This window comes from Cellulosimicrobium cellulans (assembly GCF_024124905.1).
Lineage (GTDB): Bacteria > Actinomycetota > Actinomycetes > Actinomycetales > Cellulomonadaceae > Cellulosimicrobium > Cellulosimicrobium cellulans_G.
The window spans coordinates 1,035,719-1,053,307 of sequence record NZ_JAMXST010000001.1; the positions used below are offsets into that span (position 1 = coordinate 1,035,719).

The following is a 17,589-nucleotide window of genomic DNA, read 5'->3' on the forward strand; positions in this document are numbered from 1 at the left end:
AGGCCCCTACGGTGAACCCATGAGCGACGCACCGCGCACGGGCCGGCACCCCGGCGAGCCCCACCACCCGGAGAGCACCGGGTCACGCCTCAATCGGCTGCGCGCCGGGGTCCTGGGCGCGAACGACGGCATCGTGTCGACGGCGGGCGTCGTCGTCGGCGTCGCGGCGACGAGCACGTCGATCCCCGTCATCGCGACGGCGGGCGGGGCGGCGCTCCTCGCGGGAGCGCTGTCCATGGCGGCTGGCGAGTACGTCTCCGTGAGCACGCAGCGCGACACCGAGAAGGCCCTGCTCGCGACCGAGCGCCGTGAGCTCGCCGAGATGCCGGACGCCGAGCTCGCGGAGCTCGCGGGGATCTACGAGGCGAAAGGGCTCACACCCGACCTCGCGCGCCAGGTCGCGGTCCAGCTCACCGAGCGCGACCCGCTCGCCGCGCACGCCGACGCCGAGCTGCACATCGACCCCGACGAGCTCACCAGCCCGTGGGAGGCCGCGGTCGCGTCCATCGTGTCGTTCACGGTGGGCGGCCTGCTGCCGCTCGCGGCGATCCTGCTCGCCCCGGCGACCATCCGCATCCCGCTCACGTTCGTCGCCGTCGTGCTCGCGCTCGTGCTCACGGGCTGGGGCTCCGCGCGCCTCGGGAACGCGCCGACCCGGCGCGCGACGATCCGGACCGTCGTCGGCGGCGCGGTCGCGATGGGCGTGACCTACGCGATCGGGTCGCTGCTCGACGTCAACGTGTAGCGCGGCGCTGCGGCAGAATCGAGCCGTGGCCAAGAAGTCGAAGTCGTCCGCGCACGCCGGCACGCCCGCGGTCGCGCTCCTCGAGCGCGAGGGCGTCGCCCACACGCTGCACCCGTACGAGCACGACCCGTCGAGCGACCTGTCCTACGGGCTCGAGGCGGCCTCGGCGATCGGGGTGCCCGCGGAGCAGGTGTTCAAGACCCTGCTCGCGGTCGTCGACGGCGCCGCGCTCGTCGTGGGGATCGTGCCCGTCGACCGTCAGCTCGACCTCAAGGCCCTCGCCAAGGCGGCGGGCGGCAAGAAGGCGAGCATGGCCGAGCCCGCCGCGGCCGAGCGCGCGACGGGCTACGTCGTCGGCGGCATCTCGCCCCTGGGCCAGAAGCAGCGCCACCGCACGTTCCTCGACGACACCGCGCGCGCGTTCGACGCCGTCTACGTCTCGGGTGGCCGCCGCGGCCTCGACGTCGGCCTCGCGCCGTCGGACCTCCTGCGCCTCACGGCGGGCACCACGGCCCCGATCGCGAGGTAGAGCCCCGGTCGGCCGAGGTAGAGGCCTGGTCTACCTCGCGGTACCGGGGCTCTACCTCGCGGTCCGTCAGCGCTGGTAGGCGGTGTACGGGGCGTCGGTCGGGACGATGTCCTTGCCGAGCGGCAGGAGCGAGACGGGGATCATCTTGAGGTTCGCGATCCCGAGCGGGATGCCGATGATCGACACGAACAGCGGGATCGCGGTGACGACGTGACCGATCGCGAGCCAGATCCCGGCCACGACCACCCAGATGACGTTGCCGATCGTCGACCACGCGCCCGCGGTCGGCTTGTCCACGACCGTGCGGCCGAACGGCCACAGCGCGTACCCGGCGATGCGGAACGACGCGATGCCGAACGGGATCGTGACGATGAGGATGCAGCAGATGATGCCCGCCAGGACGTAGCCCAGGGCGAGCCACAGCCCGGCGAACACGAGCCAGATGATGTTGAGCAGTGTCTTCACGGCACCGTCCTTTCGCGCACCATTCTCGCCGATCAGGGTGCCGGTGCGGATCCGGGACCACCCTGAGACGACCCGGGTCTCGGGCGACCCGCCCGGCCTAGACTGACCGCATGCCCCTCCCCGACCCGTCGTCCGTGCTGCCCGCGCAGATCGCGCAGAACCTCGCCCGGGTGCGGAGCAGGGTCGACGACGCCGCCCGCGCGGCCGGGCGTGCGCCGTCGGACGTGCGGCTGCTCGTGGCGACCAAGACGCAGCCGGCGGACGCCGTGCGCGCGGTCGTCGAGGCCGGCGCGGACCTGATCGGCGAGAACCGCGTCCAGGAGCTCGTCGCGAAGGCCCCCGACCTCGCCGACCTCGTGGCCGCGGGGCGTGTCGAGGTCCACATGATCGGCCACCTGCAGCGCAACAAGGTCAACCAGGTGCTCGCGACCGCCACGGGCGTCGAGAGCGTGGACTCGCTCGCGCTCGCCGAGGCGCTCGCGGCGCGCTGTGCGCGCGACGGCCGCGTGCTCGACGTCCTGGTCCAGGTCAACGTCTCGGGCGAGGAGTCCAAGTCGGGCGTCCGGCCCGACGACGCCCCCGCCCTCGCGACCGCCGTCGCGGCGCTCGACGGGCTGCGCCTGCGAGGCTTCATGACGATCGGCGCGAACGCCCCCGACGAGACGCTGGTGCGCGCGGGATTCGCGCGCCTGCGCGAGGTGCGCGACGCCGTCGCGGGCTCGGGCGCTCCCGGGACCGGAGACGCGCGCGAGCTGTCGATGGGCATGAGCGGCGACCTCGAGCTCGCGATCGCCGAGGGCGCGACGATCGTCCGCGTCGGCACCGCCGTCTTCGGCCCGCGACCCACGCCGAGGTAGAGCTCGCGGTCGCGACGTAGAACCCCGGGAGCTCTACCTCGCGACCGGCAGCTCTACCTCGCGGGTGACGGCGTCACGGGACGCGCGCGGTCCACTCCGGCGTCGAGAACTTCGTGCGCGCGAGCTCCTGGGCGCGCTCGCGCTCCTCGGGCGTGACCTTGCCCTCGACCGTCCGGTAGCGCGACCGGAAGTGCCGCTTGAACGCCTCGATGACGTCCTCGCGCGCCATGCCCGTCTGCGAGCGCACCGGGTCGACGCGCTTGTTCGCGCTCGTCGTGCCCTTGTCGGAGAGCTTCTCGCGGCCGATGCGCAGCACCTCGGTCATCTTGTCGGCGTCGATGTCGTACGCCATCGTCACGTGGTGGAGCACCGCTCCCCCGCGCAGGCGCTTCTGCGCCGCGCCCGCGATCTTGCCTGCGGGCGACGCGATGTCGTTGAGCGGCTTGTACGTCGCCTCGACACCGACGTCCGCGAGCGCGCCGAGCACCCAGTCGTCGAGGAACGCGTAGGAGCGCTCGAAGCTCAGGCCCTCGACGAGCGACCCGGGCACGTAGAGCGAGTAGGTGATGGTGTTCCCCGGCTCGACGAACATCGCGCCCCCGCCGGAGATGCGGCGCACGACCGTCACGCCGTGGCGCTCGGCGCCCTCCGGGTCCACCTCGTTGCGCAGCGACTGGAACGACCCGATGATCACCGCGGGCGACGCCCACTCCCAGATCCGCAGCGTCGGGCCGCGGCGGCCGGCGTCGAGCTCCTCGGTGAGCACCTGGTCGAGCGCGAGGTGCATCGCCGGCTCCTCCGGGCCCTCGTGCACGATCTCGAAGGTGTGGTCGCCCCAGCCCGTCGCGTGCCCGAGGGCTCGCCGGACGGCGATGGCGACCGCCTCCGGCGAGAAGCCGATCATCGTGACGTCCTCGCCGAGAGCGCCCTGGACGGCGCTCGCGAGCTGCGCGACCGTCGCCGTCTCCGGCATGCCCGTGAGCGCGCCGTCGATGTCCTCGAGCGCGTCGTCCGGCTCGAGGAAGAAGTCGCCGCTCACCGCGACGCGAGCGAGCCGCCCGGCCTCCACCTCGACGTCGACCGCCACGAGCTTGCCACCGGGAACCTTGTACTCACCACGCACCCGTCCACCCTAAGCCCGCGGGGCCCCGGCTCGACGGGAGACGTCGGTCACGGGGGTCCGGTGACGGCTCAGCGCGGGTCGACGCCCGCGTGGACCAGCCCGTAGATCGCGGAGTCGGTCAGCGCCTCCCAGGCGGCCTCGATGAGGTTCGGCCCGACGCCGACCGTCGACCACGAGGTCGAGCCGTCGGTCGTCTCGATGAGGACGCGCGTGATCGCATCGGTCCCCTGCTCGGTGTCGAGGATGCGGACCTTGAAGTCGATGAGCTCGAACACGTCGATCTCGGGGTAGACGCGGCCGAGCGCGAGCCGGAGCGCGTGGTCGAGCGCGTTGACGGGCCCGTTCCCCTCGCCGGTCGTGACGATGCGCTCGCCCCCGGCGTGGAGCTTGACGGTCGCCTCCGCCGTGGCCTCGGTGCCGCGCGACCCGGCCCGCTCGACGATCGTGCGCCAGCTCTCGACGCGGAAGTACGGGGGGCGCTCGCCCGTGATCTCCTCGCGGAGCAGCAGCTCGAACGACGCGTCCGCGGCCTCGTAGGTGTAGCCGTTCGCCTCGTCGTCCTTCACGCGGTTGGTCACGCGCGTGAGGAGCTCGCCCTGGCCCGACAGGTCGAAGCCGAGCTCGCGGCCCTTGAGCTCGATCGACGCGCGACCGGCCATGTCGGAGACGAGCATGCGGATGTCGTTGCCGACCGCCGTCGGGTCGATGTGCTGGTAGAGGTCCGGGTCGACCTTGATCGCGCTCGCGTGCAGCCCCGCCTTGTGCGCGAACGCGCTCGCGCCGACGTACGGCTGGCGCGCGTACGGGGAGATGTTGGTGATCTCGCTGATCGCGTGCGAGATGCGCGTGGACTCCTCGAGCCCCTCTCCGGTCAGGGTCCGCAGCCCGTGCTTGAGCTCGAGGTTCGCGACGACCGTCAGCAGGTCGACGTTGCCCGTGCGCTCCCCGTACCCGTTGACCGTCCCCTGGACGTGGGCCGCGCCGGCCTCGACGGCCGCGAGCGTGTTCGCGACGGCGCACCCCGAGTCGTTGTGCGCGTGCATGCCGAGCAGCGCGTCGCCCGGGAGCGCGTCGCGCCCGTGCGGGAGCCCGACGGCGTCGCGCAGCTCCTCGACGATCTCGACGACCCAGGTCGGCAGCATCCCGCCGTTGGTGTCGCACAGGGCGACGACCTCGGCCCCGGCCTCGAACGCGGCCTGCACGGCGGAGCGCGTGAACGCCGGGTCGTGCCGGTAGCCGTCGAAGAAGTGCTCCGCGTCGACGACGACCCGCCGGCCCTCGCCCACGAGGAACGACACCGTGTCGGTGATCATGGCGAGCCCCTCGTCGGGCGTCGTGCGCAGCGCACGCTCGACGTGCCGCACGTCCGACTTGGCGACGAGCGTCACGACGGGCGCCTCCGAGTCGACGAGCGCCCGGACCTGCGGGTCGTCCCACGCGCGCAGCCCGGCCTTGCGGGTCGAGCCGAACGCCGCGAGCACGGCGTGGCGCAGGTCGAGCTCCTTGGCAGCGCGGCGGAAGAACTCCGTGTCCTTGGGCACCGCGCCCGGCCAGCCGCCCTCGATGAACCCGACGCCGAGCTCGTCGAGCAGCGGGGCGATGGCGAGCTTGTCGGCGACGGAGAGGTTCATGCCCTCCTGCTGCGCGCCGTCGCGCAGGGTCGTGTCGTAGACGTGGAAGACCCGGGCCTCGCGGGGGCCGGTCACGGGGGTCGTCGCCGAGGTCATGGTGCCTCTTCCTGCCGTTCGTCGTGTCGCGGACGCCGCAGCGCCCGCCCCTCTGGTCCGTCTCCCAGGACGCCGGGCGGGGCCCTCGTGAGGCGGGAGGCCCGGCATCCGTGCCGCCGGGCGGGGGTGGTGCCCAGCAACAAAAAAACCCCCCGAGGGTGCGGGAGGTCTGCGCGTCCGGTGAGTGCTACCGGGCGCGCTACTCGATAATGAGCTGGGAGACGAGGTGTGTCACAGGGCACATGGTGCCACAGGTTCGGCGAGGATGGACACGAGCGTCCATCCACCGAGCCGCCCACCGCCCTCGGGCACGGCGGCGACCGACCGAGGAGTGACGATGAGCGACCCGACGCCGGGCGGCTACGACCCGCAGAACCCCCCGACGCGCCGGTACGGGCAGCCCCCCGTGCCGCAGCACGCCCAGCCCCCCGCGATCCCCCCGACGGACCCGCAGGCCGGCTTCCCCGAGCAGAGGCCGCCCGTCAATCCCGCGGACCCGCGCCTCGCGGTCGAGGCGGGCCGGTTCTGGGCGGGCGCCGCGGCGACGGCGCTCGTCGCCGCGCTCATCGGGCTGCTCGGCGTGATCATCTTCGAGCGCATCTTCGCGATCACGCTCGTGCCGCCGCCCGACCTGTTCGGCACGGGGTCGCGCCAGGCCGCGTGGGCGATCGACGGGGCGATCCTCGCCGTCCTCGCGGCGGGCGTCCTGCACCTGCTCATCCTCAGCACGCCGCGCCCGCGCGCGTTCTTCGGCTGGATCATGGCGCTCGTCATCGTCGTGATCGCGGTGCTCCCGTTCGCCTGGTCGAGCGACGTCACGGCGGCGGCCCTGTCCGGGCTCATCAACCTGCTGATCGGCATCGCGGTCTGGTCGCTGCTCGCGGGAGTCGCCGGGCGCACCATCGTCGTGCGGCCGGCGACCGCCGTCTGATTTGCCGGTCGTCGCGCGTCCCACGCGCCGACCGACACGCACGACGACGGGGTGCCCTCCCGCGGGAGGGGCACCCCGTCGTCGTGCCGGGTGCGGACGGGCCGCCCGACTCAGGCGAGGCGGCGCAGCCAGCCGTGGCGGTCGGCCGCGCGCCCGGTCTGGATGTCGGTGAGCTCGGCGCGGATCGCCATGGTGAGCGACCCCGCCTCGCCGCCGCCGATGGTGTGGTCGAAGTCGGACCCCGCGAGGCGCCCGATGGGGGTGATGACGGCGGCCGTGCCGCACGCGAACACCTCGGTCACGGAGCCGTCCTGAATCCCGGCGAGGACGTCGGTGAGCGGGATGCGGCGCTCGACCACGTCGTGCCCGCGGTCGGTGAGAAGGCGGATGATCGACGAGCGCGTCACGCCCTCGAGGATCGAGCCGCTGAGCTCGGGGGTCTCGACCGAGCCGTCCGCCTTGACGACGAACACGTTCATGCCGCCGAGCTCCTCGAGGAACGTCCGCGTGCCGGAGTCGAGGAAGCACACCTGCTCGCACCCGTGCTGCTGCGCGACCACCTGCGGGAGCAGGCTGGAGGCGTAGTTGCCGCCGCACTTCGCGTCACCGGTGCCCCCGGCGCCCGCGCGGCTGTACTCGCGGTCGACCCAGATGGACACGGGCTTCACGCCGCCCGAGAAGTAGGGCCCCACCGGGGAGGCGATCACCAGGTACTCGGCCTCGAGCGACGGACGCACGCCGAGGAACGCCTCCGACGCGTACATGAACGGGCGCAGGTAGAGGCTCGCCTCGTCGCCGCTGGGCACCCAGTCGACGTCCGTGCGCACGAGCGCCGTGATCGACCCGACGAAGTCGTCGACGGACAGGGCCGGGAGCGCGAGGCGGTGGGCCGAGCGGGCGAAGCGCGCCGCGTTCGCCTCGGGGCGGAACGTCCACACGGACCCGTCGGCGTGGCGGTACGCCTTCATGCCCTCGAAGATCTCCTGCGCGTAGTGCAGGACGGCGGTCGCCGGGTCCAGCAGGAGGGGGCCGTACTTCTCGATGCGGCGGTCGACCCACCCGTCCGTCGAGTTCCAGCTGATCCGCGCCATGTGGTCCGTGAAGACCGTGCCGAACTTCGGGGCCGCGATCGCGGCCTCGCGCTCGGCGGGCGGCGTCGGGGCGTCCGTCGGGCGGACGTCGAACAGGGCGATGAGGTCTTCCTCCGAGGAGGACGGCTGGTGCTGCGCTGCGAGGGTGCTCATCATGAGGCCTTTCACCTGGCGACCCGGGTGGTCTCCGCCTAGTTTTCCACGACCGCACGGCTCGTGCGGCGATCCGCGCGAGGGTACGACGACGGCAGGCGTCACCGGGTCAGAACGGGAGGGATCCGGTCCTGGGGCGATGACGACCGAGGTGCGGGGACTGCGGGCGAACCGGTGCCCGGGTCCGTGCGGGACCCGGGCGGCGTGTCAGCCGGCGACGCGAGCGGCGAGCTCGCGGCCCACCTCGGCCGTCGAGCGTACTCGGCTCCCCCGCTCGGCGAGGTCGGCCGCGACGGCCGCCTCGACGCGCTTCGCCTCGTCGCGGAGGCCCAGGTGGTCGAGGAGCAGCGCGACCGACAGCACGGTGGCGGTCGGGTCGGCCTTGCCCTGCCCGGCGATGTCGGGTGCCGAGCCGTGCACGGGCTCGAACATGGACGGCGCCGTGCGGTCGGGGTTGATGTTCGCGGACGCGGCGAGGCCGATCCCGCCCGTGATCGCGGCGGCCTGGTCCGTGAGGATGTCCCCGAACAGGTTGTCCGTGACGATGACGTCGAACCGCGACGGCTTCGTCGTGAGGAAGATGGTCGCCGCGTCGACGTGCAGGTAGTCCGTCGTGACGTCGGGGAACTCGGCGTTGACGGCCTCGACCGTCCGGCGCCACAGGTGGCCCGCGTGCACGAGGACGTTGTGCTTGTGCACGAGCGTGAGGTGCTTGCGCGGGCGCGCCTGGGCACGGGCGAACGCGTCGCGCACGACGCGCTCGACGCCGAACGCCGTGTTGAGGGAGACCTCGGTCGCGATCTCGTGGGGCGTGCCGGTGCGCAGCGAGCCGCCGTTGCCGACGTACGGGCCCTCGGTGCCCTCGCGCACCACGACGAAGTCGATCTCGCCCGGGTCGGCGAGGGGCGAGGTGACGCCCGGGTACAGCTTGCCCGGGCGCAGGTTCACGTAGTGGTCGAGCGCGAAGCGGAGCTTGAGCAGCAAGCCGCGCTCGAGCACGCCCGACGGGACGCTGGGGTCGCCGATCGCGCCCAGGAGGATCGCGTCGTGGCCGCGGATCGCGTCGAGGTCCGCGTCGGTGAGCGTCTCCCCCGTCGCGTGCCAGCGGCGCGCACCCAGGTCGAACGGCGTCGTGGAGACCTTCACGTCCGAGCCGGACACGGCGGCCTCGAGCACGGCGAGGCCCTGCTCGACGACCTCGGTACCGATGCCGTCCCCGGCCACGACTGCCAGATCAATGGTGCGCGTCATGCCGTGAGCCTACGCCGCCGCGCCACCCCTCGGGACGACGGTCTCACGTCTCGGACTGCGCTCGAGTTGCGTGACGGGGCGAGACAGGGCACTATTAGGAAACTTTCCTAAAGCCCGCCCGAAGGAACGCCATGACCGCGCCCACCTCGTCGAGGATCCCCGGCACGCCGGGGCTGCTCCGCACGATCAACGATCGCGCGGCGCTCGAGCTCCTGCTCGACGCCGGGCCGCTCACCCGGTCCCAGATCGGCGACAGCACGGGAGTGTCCCGACCGACGGCCTCGCAGATCGTCGCACGGCTCGAACAGTCCGGACTCATCGAGCCCACCGGCTCCGTGCAGGGGGCGCGCGGGCCCCAGGCGACACAGTACGCCGCGCGTACCGACGTCCTCGTCGGGCTCGCGCTCGACGTCGTGCCCGACGGCGTGCGGGCGAGCGTCGTCGACGCGCTCGGCCGGACGCTCGGCGAGACGACCGTCGCCGCGGGCCCGGACCGCGCCGCCGCGACCGACGTCCGCACGGCGCGCGACGAGGCCTGCGCGGACGCGGGCATCCCGGTCGCGCGCGTGGCGACCGCCGTCGTCGGCGTCCAGGCCGCGGTCGCCCCGCGCACGGGCGACATCGCCCTCGTCGGCGAGCTGCCCGGCTGGCCGCGCGAAGGGCTCCGGGGGCATCTCGAGGGCGCCCTCGGCATCGACGTGCGCGTCGAGAACGACGTGAACCTCGCCGCGATCGCCGAGCGCGACGCGGGTCGCGACGAGCAGAGCTTCGCCCTGCTGTGGCTCGGCGAGGGCATCGGCATGGGGGCGTGGCTCGAGGGCCGCGTCCACCACGGCACCACGGGCGGCGCCGGCGAGATCGGCTACCTCCCCGTCCCCGCCGCCGGGATCGACGACTCCGTCAACGTGCAGGACCTCGTCGGGGGCCTGCGGCTCGTCGAGCTCTGCGCCCGGGCGGGCGTCCCCGGGGTCACGGAGTCCACCCCCTACGCCGCGGCCGTCGCCGCGATCCGCGAGCACGGCGACACGGCCGCCGTCCGCGCGCTCGTGCAGGATCTCGCCCGTCGTGTCGCGATCGTGCTCCAGCCCGTCGTGGCGATCCTCGAGCCCGACGCCGTCGTGCTCGGCGGCCCGACGGGGGTCGCGTGCGGCGCGGGGCTCGCCGAGGCCACCGCCACCGCTCTCCGCGGCACCGACCAGCGGACGGGAGCGGTCGTCGCGACCGCCGTGCCCGAGCTCGCGGTCCTGCGCGGGGCGCGCTCCGTCGTCGCGCAGGACGTGCGCACGCTCCTGCTCGCCGCAGCGGGCCGACCGGACCACCCGGTCGGCCCGTCATCGATCCCGGGGTAGTCCTCTTCACCTGCCCCGCGAGCGGTGGCCGGCCGACCGTGGCACGGCCGGCCACCGCTCATCCCGCCTCAGCGCGGGTAGCGCAGCTCGAACCGCTCGCACACGAGCGGCATGTCGGGAGCGAACTCTCGCTCCAGCACGCGCCGGAAGTACGTCTCGTGACCGTCGCGCCACGACTCGAGGGAGCCGTCGTCCTCCCCTTCCGCCAGGGCGAAGTCCGCGTCGACGTCCTCGAACGCGACGATCTCGACCGACGTCGTCCGGACGAGCGCCCGCGGGTGCCCGGCACCGTCGAGCAGGATCGACAGCTCGCCGACGCGCGGGACGGGCTCCCCCGAGTCCTCGTACTCCCACAGCGCGGACGACGTCGCGGTCTTCTCCCCGCTCAGCACCGCCGCGAGCAGGTCGTCGGCCAGCGCGGGGTTGTCGCCGAACGACCACGCGGGCGGCGGCACCGTCTCGGAGACCGTGGTGCCGGTGACCACGCCCACCCGCGCCATCCCGGCGCTCGGCCGCGCCAGCTCCCAGAACGCGAGGATCTCCGCCGCCCTCTCGTCCACCACCACGTCGTCCGTCACCGGTTCCCCCTCGTCCGCCTGTCGGGTCATGCCCCTATCGTGGCGTACCGAGGGTCGATGTGCCCGATCTCTCGCGGTTCGTCCCGCTCGTGTCGCACCGACCGACGGCCCCGGCCACCGCCGCGACGACGGCCGACGAGGGACGCAGCACGACACCCAGTCCCACGACCTGGGCGAGGCCCTCCTCGGTCGTGCCGGAGACGGCGTCGGGCACGACGACGGCCCGCAGATCCCGCTCGCTCGCGTCGGTGAGCGTCGCGCGCGGACAGTTCGGGAAGTTGCAGCCCGCCACGACGACGGTGTCGACGCCGCGCTCACGCAGGAGATCCTCGAGCGGGGTGCGGTGGAACGCGCTCCACCGAGGCTTCCACACGACGATCTCGCCAGGTCCGAGGTCCTGTGGACGCCCGGCGAGCAGCACGTCGGGATCGAGCGGGGGCGCGCCCGCCGGCACGAGCTCGGGAAGGATCGCGGAACCCGGCGTGCCCGGACGCACCACGGCGGCGCCGTCGCCGATCGCCCGGCGCCGCACCAGGTCCACGTCGTCCCCGTCGTACAGGCGCACGACGTGGACGACAGGCAGGCCCGCTCGCCGGTACGCCTCGACGAGCGAGGTGAGCGCGGGCACGACCGCCCGCGTTCCCGCGACGGGCGTGCTCCCGCCCTCGGCGAAGTCGACTTGCGTGTCGATCACCAGCAGCGCCGACGTCTCCCAGTGCGGAGCCAGGAACGGATCCAGCAGCTCGTCGTGCGCGGCCGGCGGTGTCGTCGTCGTCACAGTGCCTCCTTGGTCGGCACGGTCGCGTGCCTGGTTGCCGCGGCGATGGGGCGGGACGATCCGGGTCGCGCCGCGCGAGCGCGGGGCGGCCCAAGAGCCCGAGGCGGAGCCGACGTCGCGCACGACGCCGGCTCCGCCTCGGGCAGGCAGGACGGCCTGCGTCAGCGTGCGGCGCTGCCCTCGGTGTAGTCGGCGTCCTGCTGCTTCCACGCGAACAGCGAGCGCAGCTCCTTGCCGACCTTCTCGATCGGGTGCTGCGCGGCCTTCTCGCGCAGCGCCGTGAACTCCGGCGCGCCGGCGTCCTGGTCGTCGATGAAGCGCTTGGCGAACGCGCCGGACTGGATGTCCGCGAGGACGCCCTGCATGTTCTCCTTGACGTGCGGGTCGATGACGCGCGGGCCGGAGACGTAGTCGCCGTACTCGGCGGTGTCGGAGACGGACCAGCGCTGCTTGGCGATGCCGCCCTCCCACATGAGGTCCACGATGAGCTTGAGCTCGTGCAGCACCTCGAAGTAGGCGATCTCCGGCTGGTAGCCGGCCTCGGTGAGCGTCTCGAACCCGTACTGGACGAGCTGCGACACGCCACCGCAGAGGACGGCCTGCTCGCCGAACAGGTCGGTCTCGGTCTCCTCGGTGAACGTCGTCTTGATGACGCCGGCGCGCGTGCCGCCGATCGCCTTCGCGTACGACAGCGCGACGTCCCACGCCTGGCCCGACGCGTCCTTCTCGACGGCGATGATGTCCGGGATGCCGCGGCCCGCGACGAACTCGCGGCGCACGGTGTGGCCCGGGGCCTTGGGCGCGACGAGGATGACGTCGACGCCGTCGGGGGCCTCGATGTAGCCGAACCGGATGTTGAAGCCGTGCGCGAAGGCGAGCGTCTTGCCGGCGGCGAGGTTCGGCTTGATCTCGTCGTTGTAGATCGAGCGCTGGTGCTGGTCCGGCGCGAGGATCATGATCAGGTCGGCCCACGCCGCGGCGTCGGCGACGGACTTCACCTCGAAGCCCTCGTCCTGGGCCTTGGCGGTCGACTTCGAGCCCTCGCGGAGGGCGACGACGACCTCGACGCCGGAGTCGCGCAGGTTCTGGGCGTGCGCGTGGCCCTGGCTCCCGTAGCCGACGATCGCGACCTTCTTGGCCTGGATGATGGACAGGTCGGCGTCGTCGTCGTAGAACAGCTCAGCCACGATGGATCTCCTCGGTTCTTCGTTGCGGTGCAGGGGTCTGTTGCGATGTCTCGCGGTGGAACGACGATCGGTGCGCACCGACGCCCGTGCGGGTCTCGGTGCGAGGGTAGGCGATCGTCAGGCGGAGCGGACCACGCGTTCCAGCGCGCGGTCGGTGATCGAGCGGGAGCCGCGGCCGACGGCGACGGTCCCCGACTTCACGATCTCGCGCACGCCGTAGGGCTCGAGCGCGCCGAGCAGGGCGTTCAGCTTCTCGCCGGTGCCCGTCGCCTCGATGGTCACGGCGTCGGGCACGACGTCGACGACCTTCGCTCGGAACAGGTTGACGACCTCGAGCACGCCGGTGCGGTTCGCGCCGTCGGCGCGGACCTTGACGAGCAGGAGCTCGCGCTGCACGGACGCGGCCGCGTCGAGCTCGACGATCTTGATGACGTTGACCAGCTTGTTGAGCTGCTTCGTCACCTGCTCGAGCGGGCGCTCCTCGACGTCGACGACGACGGTGATGCGCGAGATCTCCTCGTGCTCGGTCGGGCCGACCGCGAGCGAGTGGATGTTGAAGGCGCGACGGGCGAACAGGCCCGCGACGCGCGTGAGCACGCCGGGCTTGTTCTCGACGAGCACGGAGAGGGTGTGGCGGGACATGGCGGGTCAGTCCTCTCGGTCCCACGCGGGCGAGATGCCCCGCGCGTACTGGATGTCGTCGTTGCTCACGCCGGCGGCGACCATCGGCCACACCATCGCGTCGCGCGAGACGTTGAAGTCGACGACCACGGGGCGGTCGTCGATCTCCATCGCGCGCTTGATCGCGGCGTCGACCTCGCCCATCGACTCGACGCGGATGCCCTCGCACCCGTACGCGTCGGCGAGCTTGACGAAGTCGGGGACGCGCGCCGTGCCGTGCCCGGTGTGCAGGTCGGTGTTGGAGTAGCGCTTGTCGTAGAACAGCGTCTGCCACTGGCGCACCATGCCGAGCGAGGAGTTGTTGATCAGCGCGACCTTGATCGGGATCTCGTTGATCGTGCAGGTGGCGAGCTCCTGGTTGGTCATCTGGAAGCAGCCGTCGCCGTCGATCGCCCACACCGTGGCGTCCGGACGGCCGACCTTCGCGCCCATCGCCGCGGGGATCGAGAAGCCCATGGTGCCGAGTCCGCCGGAGTTGATCCAGGTGCGCGGGTGCTCGTACCGGATGAACTGCGCGGCCCACATCTGGTGCTGGCCGACGCCCGCGACGTAGACCGACTCGGGACCGGAGATCTCGCCGAGGCGCGAGATGACGTGCTGCGGGGCGAGATGACCGTCGTCGGGCTCGGTGTACCCGAGCGGGTAGGTCTCGCGCCAGTCGTCGATCTGGCGCCACCAGGCCTCGACGTCCGGCTTCCCCTTGGCCTCGTGCTCGCGCTCGAGCTCGGGGAGCAGGTCGGCGATGACCTCCTTGAGGTCGCCGACGATCGGGACGTCCACGTCGCGGTTCTTGCCGATCTCCGCGGGGTCGATGTCCGCGTGCACGACCTGCGCGTGCGGCGCGAAGCTCGAGAGCTTGCCCGTGACGCGGTCGTCGAAGCGCGCGCCGAGGGACACGACGAGGTCGGCCTTCTGCAGCGCCGCCACGGCGGGGACGGTGCCGTGCATACCGGGCATCCCGAGGTTCTGGGGGTGCGTGTCGGGCACGGCGCCGCGCGCCATGAGCGTCGTGACGACCGGCGCGCCCGACAGGTCGACGAGGCGGCGCAGCTCGGCCGACGCGTTCGCGCGGACCACGCCGCCGCCCACGTAGAGCACCGGGCGCCGGGCCGACGCGAGCAGGCGCGCGGCCTCCTTGATCTGCTTGCTGTGCGGCTTCGTCACCGGGTGGTAGCCCGGGAGCTGCACGTCCTGGGGCCACGAGAACGTCGTGCGCGACTGCATCGCCGACTTCGCGATGTCCACGAGCACCGGGCCGGGACGGCCCGTCGAGGCGATGTGGAACGCCTCGGCGATGGTGCGCGGGATGTCGTCGGGGTCGGTGACGAGGAAGTTGTGCTTGGTGATCGGCAGCGTGATGCCGACGATGTCCGCCTCCTGGAAGGCGTCCGTGCCGATCGCCCCCGCGGCGACCTGGCCGGTGATCGCGACGAGCGGGATCGAGTCCATGTTCGCGTCGGCGATGGGGGTGACGAGGTTGGTCGCGCCCGGGCCCGAGGTCGCCATCGTGACGCCGACCTTCCCGGTCGCGTGGGCGTAGCCCTGCGCGGCGTGGCCGCCGCCCTGCTCGTGGCGGACGAGGATGTGGCGCAGCCGCTGGGAGTCCATGAGCGGGTCGTACGTCGGGAGGATCGCGCCACCCGGGATGCCGAAGACGACCTCGGCGCCGACCTCCTCGAGGGAGCGGACGATCGACTGCGCGCCGGTCATCTCCTCACCGGTCGAGGTGCCCTGCGTGCTGCCGGCCGGGCGAGCCGTGGCAGCGCGCCGGACGTCGCCGCGCGGGGCGACCGACGCGGGTGTCGGGGCGGGCTTCGGCGCCGGCGCCGCGGGCGTCGGGGCCCCCGGTCGCGGAGGTGCCGGGGTGGGACCCTGGGCCATGGTGTCTCCTGCGTGTCGTGGCCTCGGCCCGGCGGGCGCCCCGTGGGGCGCTCCGCCGGGAACCGGAGCCGACCGTGGTGGTGCGGTCGTGCTGGTCGCGGTGTGCGGGTGCCGGTCCTCGCGGGTCTCGCGGGTGCGGCGCTCGCGGTGGCCTGGTGAGCCTGCCGCGGTCTGTCTGCCGTGCTGATGGCGTTGTGGTGGCAACAAAAAACCCCTCGGACCCGGGATGCCGGGCTGGACGAGGGGTGAGCGCGCTGACGAAGCCTGGTTGCGTGGCCTCAGCCGGCGCGCTCAGGAAGTACTACAAGGAGGATCGTCTGCACGTCATGGGACTGTACGCCCATGTCTCGGCGATGTCACGTGTCGAGGCGCCCGTCTCACGCACTGGGACGTGCGGCATCCTCGCCCGCCCGGCGGAGCACCCGTCCCTCCCACGGCCGCAGGTGCCCGACGGCGCCCGGCCGGCCCTCGGCGTCGGGCCCGCCCGGGTGCGTGGCCACCAGGGTCGACGCGTCCTCCCAGCCGGCGAGGACGTCGTCCGGCACGTCCTGGGGCTGCCCGCCCACGTTCACGAGGACGAGCAGCTCGTCGCGCACGGCCGTCCCGTCCGCCCGTGTCGTGTCGAGGCCGCGCGTGAACGCGTAGACCGCCTCGTGGTCCGGCAGGAGCATGTGGAAGTCCCCGAGCGCGACGACCGGCTCGTCGCGGCGCAGGGCGACGAGCCGCCGGTAGAAGTGCAGGACCGAGTCCTCGTCGGCCCACGCCGCCTCCGCGTTGATCGCGGTGTGGTTGGGGTTGACCTCGAGCCACGGCGTCCCGGTCGTGAACCCGGCGTTCGCGCTCGCGTCCCACTGCACGGGCGTGCGGGCATGGTCGCGGCTCGCGTGCGCGAGCACGGCGAGCATCTCGCCGTCGGTGCGCAGCCGCGGTCCGCCTGTCCGGCCGGTGAGCTCGCGGAAGTACCCGAGCGACTCGACGTCCTGGTACTGCTCGACGCGCGTGAACGGCGCGTTCGTCATGCCGAGCTCCTCGCCCTGGTAGACGTACGGCGTGCCGCGGTGCAGGTGCAGCAGGAGCGCGAGCGCCTTGGCCGACGCGACGCGGTGCGCGGGTGAGTCGTCGCCGAAGCGCGAGACGACGCGCGGCTGGTCGTGGTTGTCCCAGTAGAGGGCGTTCCAGCCGCGGTCGGCGAGGCCGGCCTGCCACCGGCCGAGCGTCGCCTTGAGGTCGGCGAGCTCCCACCGGACCGGGTCGTAGCGCGTCGCCCCGTGGTCGATGCCCATGTGCTCGAACTGGAACACCATGTCGACCTCGCGACGGTCGGGGTCGGTGTACCGGACGCCGTGCTCGACGGTCACCCCCGGCGTCTCCCCCACCGTGAGGATCTCGCGGCCCTGCGCGAGGTACGGGGCGAACACCTCGCGGTGCATCTCGGCGAGGAACTCGTGCACGCGCGGCCCGTCCGTGTAGTGCGGGCTCCCGTCGCCGTACGTCCCCCAGTGCACCTCGCCGTCGGGCAGCGAGCCGTCCGGGGCGACGTCCTTGGAGATCAGGTTGATGACGTCCATGCGGAACCCGTCGACGCCCCGGTCGAGCCACCTCCGCATCATCGCGTAGACCGCGTGGCGGACCTCCGGGTTCTCCCAGTTGAGGTCCGGCTGCTTGGTGTCGAACAGGTGCAGGTAGTACTCCCCCGAGGCCTCGTCGAACCGCCACGCGCTGCCCCCGAAGAAGGAGCGCCAGTTGGTCGGCTCCGCGCCCGGCGCCCCGGGCTCCATGCCGGTGCGCGCGGGACGCCACCAGTACCAGTCGCGCCGCGGGCTCTCGGCGGACGACCGCGACTGGACGAACCACGGGTGCTCGTCGCTGGTGTGGTTGACGACGAGGTCCATGACGAGCTTCATCCCGCGCGCGTGCAGACCCTCGATGAGGGCGTCGAGGTCCGCGAGCGACCCGAACAGCGGGTCGACGTCCTCGTAGTCGCTGATGTCGTACCCGTTGTCCGCCTGCGGCGACCGGTACACCGGGGACAGCCACACGACGTCCACGCCCAGCCGCTCCAGGTGATCGAGGCGCCGGGTGATCCCGCGGAGGTCCCCGACGCCGTCGCCGTCGGTGTCCTGGAACGAGCGCGGGTACACCTGGTACACGACCGAGCGCGTCCACCACGGCGCGTCGGCGGGCGTCTCGGCGCCGGGCCACCCGCCGCGGGGCCGGGCGTCCGGGGTGGGTGCGGACGAGGTCATCGCACGGCTTCCTCTCG

General features: G+C 72.9%; 16 protein-coding genes. 5 read left to right on the top strand and 11 right to left on the bottom strand.

Features of this window, described 5'->3' with window-relative positions; translation table 11 throughout:
- Window positions 1-19 precede the first annotated feature (19 nt).
- Together NHH00_RS04740 and ybaK are read left to right on the top strand one after the other, a co-directional pair.
- Window positions 20-745 (top strand): VIT1/CCC1 transporter family protein, encoded by a 726-nt coding sequence (locus NHH00_RS04740; protein ID WP_253050578.1) that lies wholly within the window; start codon window positions 20-22, stop codon window positions 743-745.
- 25 nt (window positions 746-770) lie between these two features.
- Entirely contained in the window at window positions 771-1,274 is a 504-nt protein-coding gene (gene ybaK, locus NHH00_RS04745; RefSeq protein ID WP_253050581.1) for a Cys-tRNA(Pro) deacylase, read from the top strand.
- Between the two features lie 66 nt (window positions 1,275-1,340).
- On the opposite strand, the gene NHH00_RS04750 is transcribed toward ybaK, so the two are convergent.
- Complete coding sequence (locus NHH00_RS04750; protein WP_047232538.1) at window positions 1,341-1,739, bottom strand: YccF domain-containing protein; 399 nt, start codon at window positions 1,737-1,739, stop codon at window positions 1,341-1,343.
- Window positions 1,740-1,849: 110 nt separating this feature from the next.
- Between NHH00_RS04750 and NHH00_RS04755 the strand changes: the two genes are divergently transcribed.
- Window positions 1,850-2,596 (top strand): YggS family pyridoxal phosphate-dependent enzyme, encoded by a 747-nt coding sequence (locus NHH00_RS04755; RefSeq protein WP_253050583.1) that lies wholly within the window; start codon window positions 1,850-1,852, stop codon window positions 2,594-2,596.
- Between the two features lie 73 nt (window positions 2,597-2,669).
- Here NHH00_RS04755 and NHH00_RS04760 read toward each other — a convergent pair whose 3' ends face one another.
- Together NHH00_RS04760 and cimA are read right to left on the bottom strand one after the other, a co-directional pair.
- Window positions 2,670-3,719: a lipoate--protein ligase family protein gene (locus NHH00_RS04760; RefSeq protein WP_253050585.1), complete on the bottom strand. Its 1,050-nt coding sequence runs from the start codon at window positions 3,717-3,719 to the stop codon at window positions 2,670-2,672.
- 68 nt (window positions 3,720-3,787) lie between these two features.
- Window positions 3,788-5,446 carry a citramalate synthase gene (cimA, locus tag NHH00_RS04765; protein WP_253050586.1) on the bottom strand — a complete coding sequence of 553 codons (1,659 nt, stop codon included), beginning with the start codon at window positions 5,444-5,446 and terminating at the stop codon, window positions 3,788-3,790.
- A 337-nt stretch (window positions 5,447-5,783) separates the two neighbouring features.
- Here cimA and NHH00_RS04770 point away from each other — a divergent pair, with 337 nt between their 5' ends.
- Window positions 5,784-6,377, top strand: a complete 594-nt coding sequence (locus tag NHH00_RS04770; RefSeq protein WP_253050588.1) for a hypothetical protein — start codon at window positions 5,784-5,786, stop codon at window positions 6,375-6,377.
- A 110-nt stretch (window positions 6,378-6,487) separates the two neighbouring features.
- Here the strand turns inward: NHH00_RS04770 and NHH00_RS04775 are convergent, their stop codons facing one another.
- Together NHH00_RS04775 and NHH00_RS04780 are read right to left on the bottom strand one after the other, a co-directional pair.
- Window positions 6,488-7,621 (bottom strand): branched-chain amino acid aminotransferase, encoded by a 1,134-nt coding sequence (locus NHH00_RS04775; RefSeq protein ID WP_253050590.1) that lies wholly within the window; start codon window positions 7,619-7,621, stop codon window positions 6,488-6,490.
- Window positions 7,622-7,828: 207 nt separating this feature from the next.
- The gene (locus tag NHH00_RS04780; RefSeq protein ID WP_253050592.1) at window positions 7,829-8,872 is read right to left on the bottom strand and encodes a 3-isopropylmalate dehydrogenase; all 1,044 of its coding nucleotides are present in this window, start codon (window positions 8,870-8,872) and stop codon (window positions 7,829-7,831) included.
- Window positions 8,873-9,003: 131 nt separating this feature from the next.
- On the opposite strand from NHH00_RS04780, the gene NHH00_RS04785 reads away from it, so the two are divergent.
- On the top strand, window positions 9,004-10,221 hold the full coding sequence (locus NHH00_RS04785; protein ID WP_253050594.1) for an ROK family transcriptional regulator: 1,218 nt from the start codon (window positions 9,004-9,006) through the stop codon (window positions 10,219-10,221).
- Window positions 10,222-10,289: 68 nt separating this feature from the next.
- Here NHH00_RS04785 and NHH00_RS04790 read toward each other — a convergent pair whose 3' ends face one another.
- From NHH00_RS04790 to NHH00_RS04815, 6 genes are all read right to left on the bottom strand, one after another.
- Window positions 10,290-10,829 (bottom strand): ASCH domain-containing protein, encoded by a 540-nt coding sequence (locus NHH00_RS04790; RefSeq protein ID WP_253050596.1) that lies wholly within the window; start codon window positions 10,827-10,829, stop codon window positions 10,290-10,292.
- Window positions 10,830-10,833: 4 nt separating this feature from the next.
- Complete coding sequence (locus NHH00_RS04795) at window positions 10,834-11,577, bottom strand: cysteine hydrolase family protein (protein ID WP_253050598.1); 744 nt, start codon at window positions 11,575-11,577, stop codon at window positions 10,834-10,836.
- A gap of 161 nt (window positions 11,578-11,738) precedes the next feature.
- Entirely contained in the window at window positions 11,739-12,764 is a 1,026-nt protein-coding gene (gene ilvC / locus NHH00_RS04800) for a ketol-acid reductoisomerase (RefSeq protein WP_253050600.1), read from the bottom strand.
- 117 nt (window positions 12,765-12,881) lie between these two features.
- Window positions 12,882-13,406 carry an acetolactate synthase small subunit gene (gene ilvN / locus NHH00_RS04805; RefSeq protein ID WP_047232530.1) on the bottom strand — a complete coding sequence of 175 codons (525 nt, stop codon included), beginning with the start codon at window positions 13,404-13,406 and terminating at the stop codon, window positions 12,882-12,884.
- 6 nt (window positions 13,407-13,412) lie between these two features.
- Window positions 13,413-15,326 (bottom strand): acetolactate synthase large subunit, encoded by a 1,914-nt coding sequence (locus tag NHH00_RS04810; RefSeq protein ID WP_253050602.1) that lies wholly within the window; start codon window positions 15,324-15,326, stop codon window positions 13,413-13,415.
- 377 nt (window positions 15,327-15,703) lie between these two features.
- A complete protein-coding gene (locus NHH00_RS04815; protein WP_253050604.1) occupies window positions 15,704-17,572 on the bottom strand; it encodes a glycoside hydrolase family 13 protein in 1,869 nt (622 codons plus the stop codon).
- Window positions 17,573-17,589: the final 17 nt, after the last annotated feature.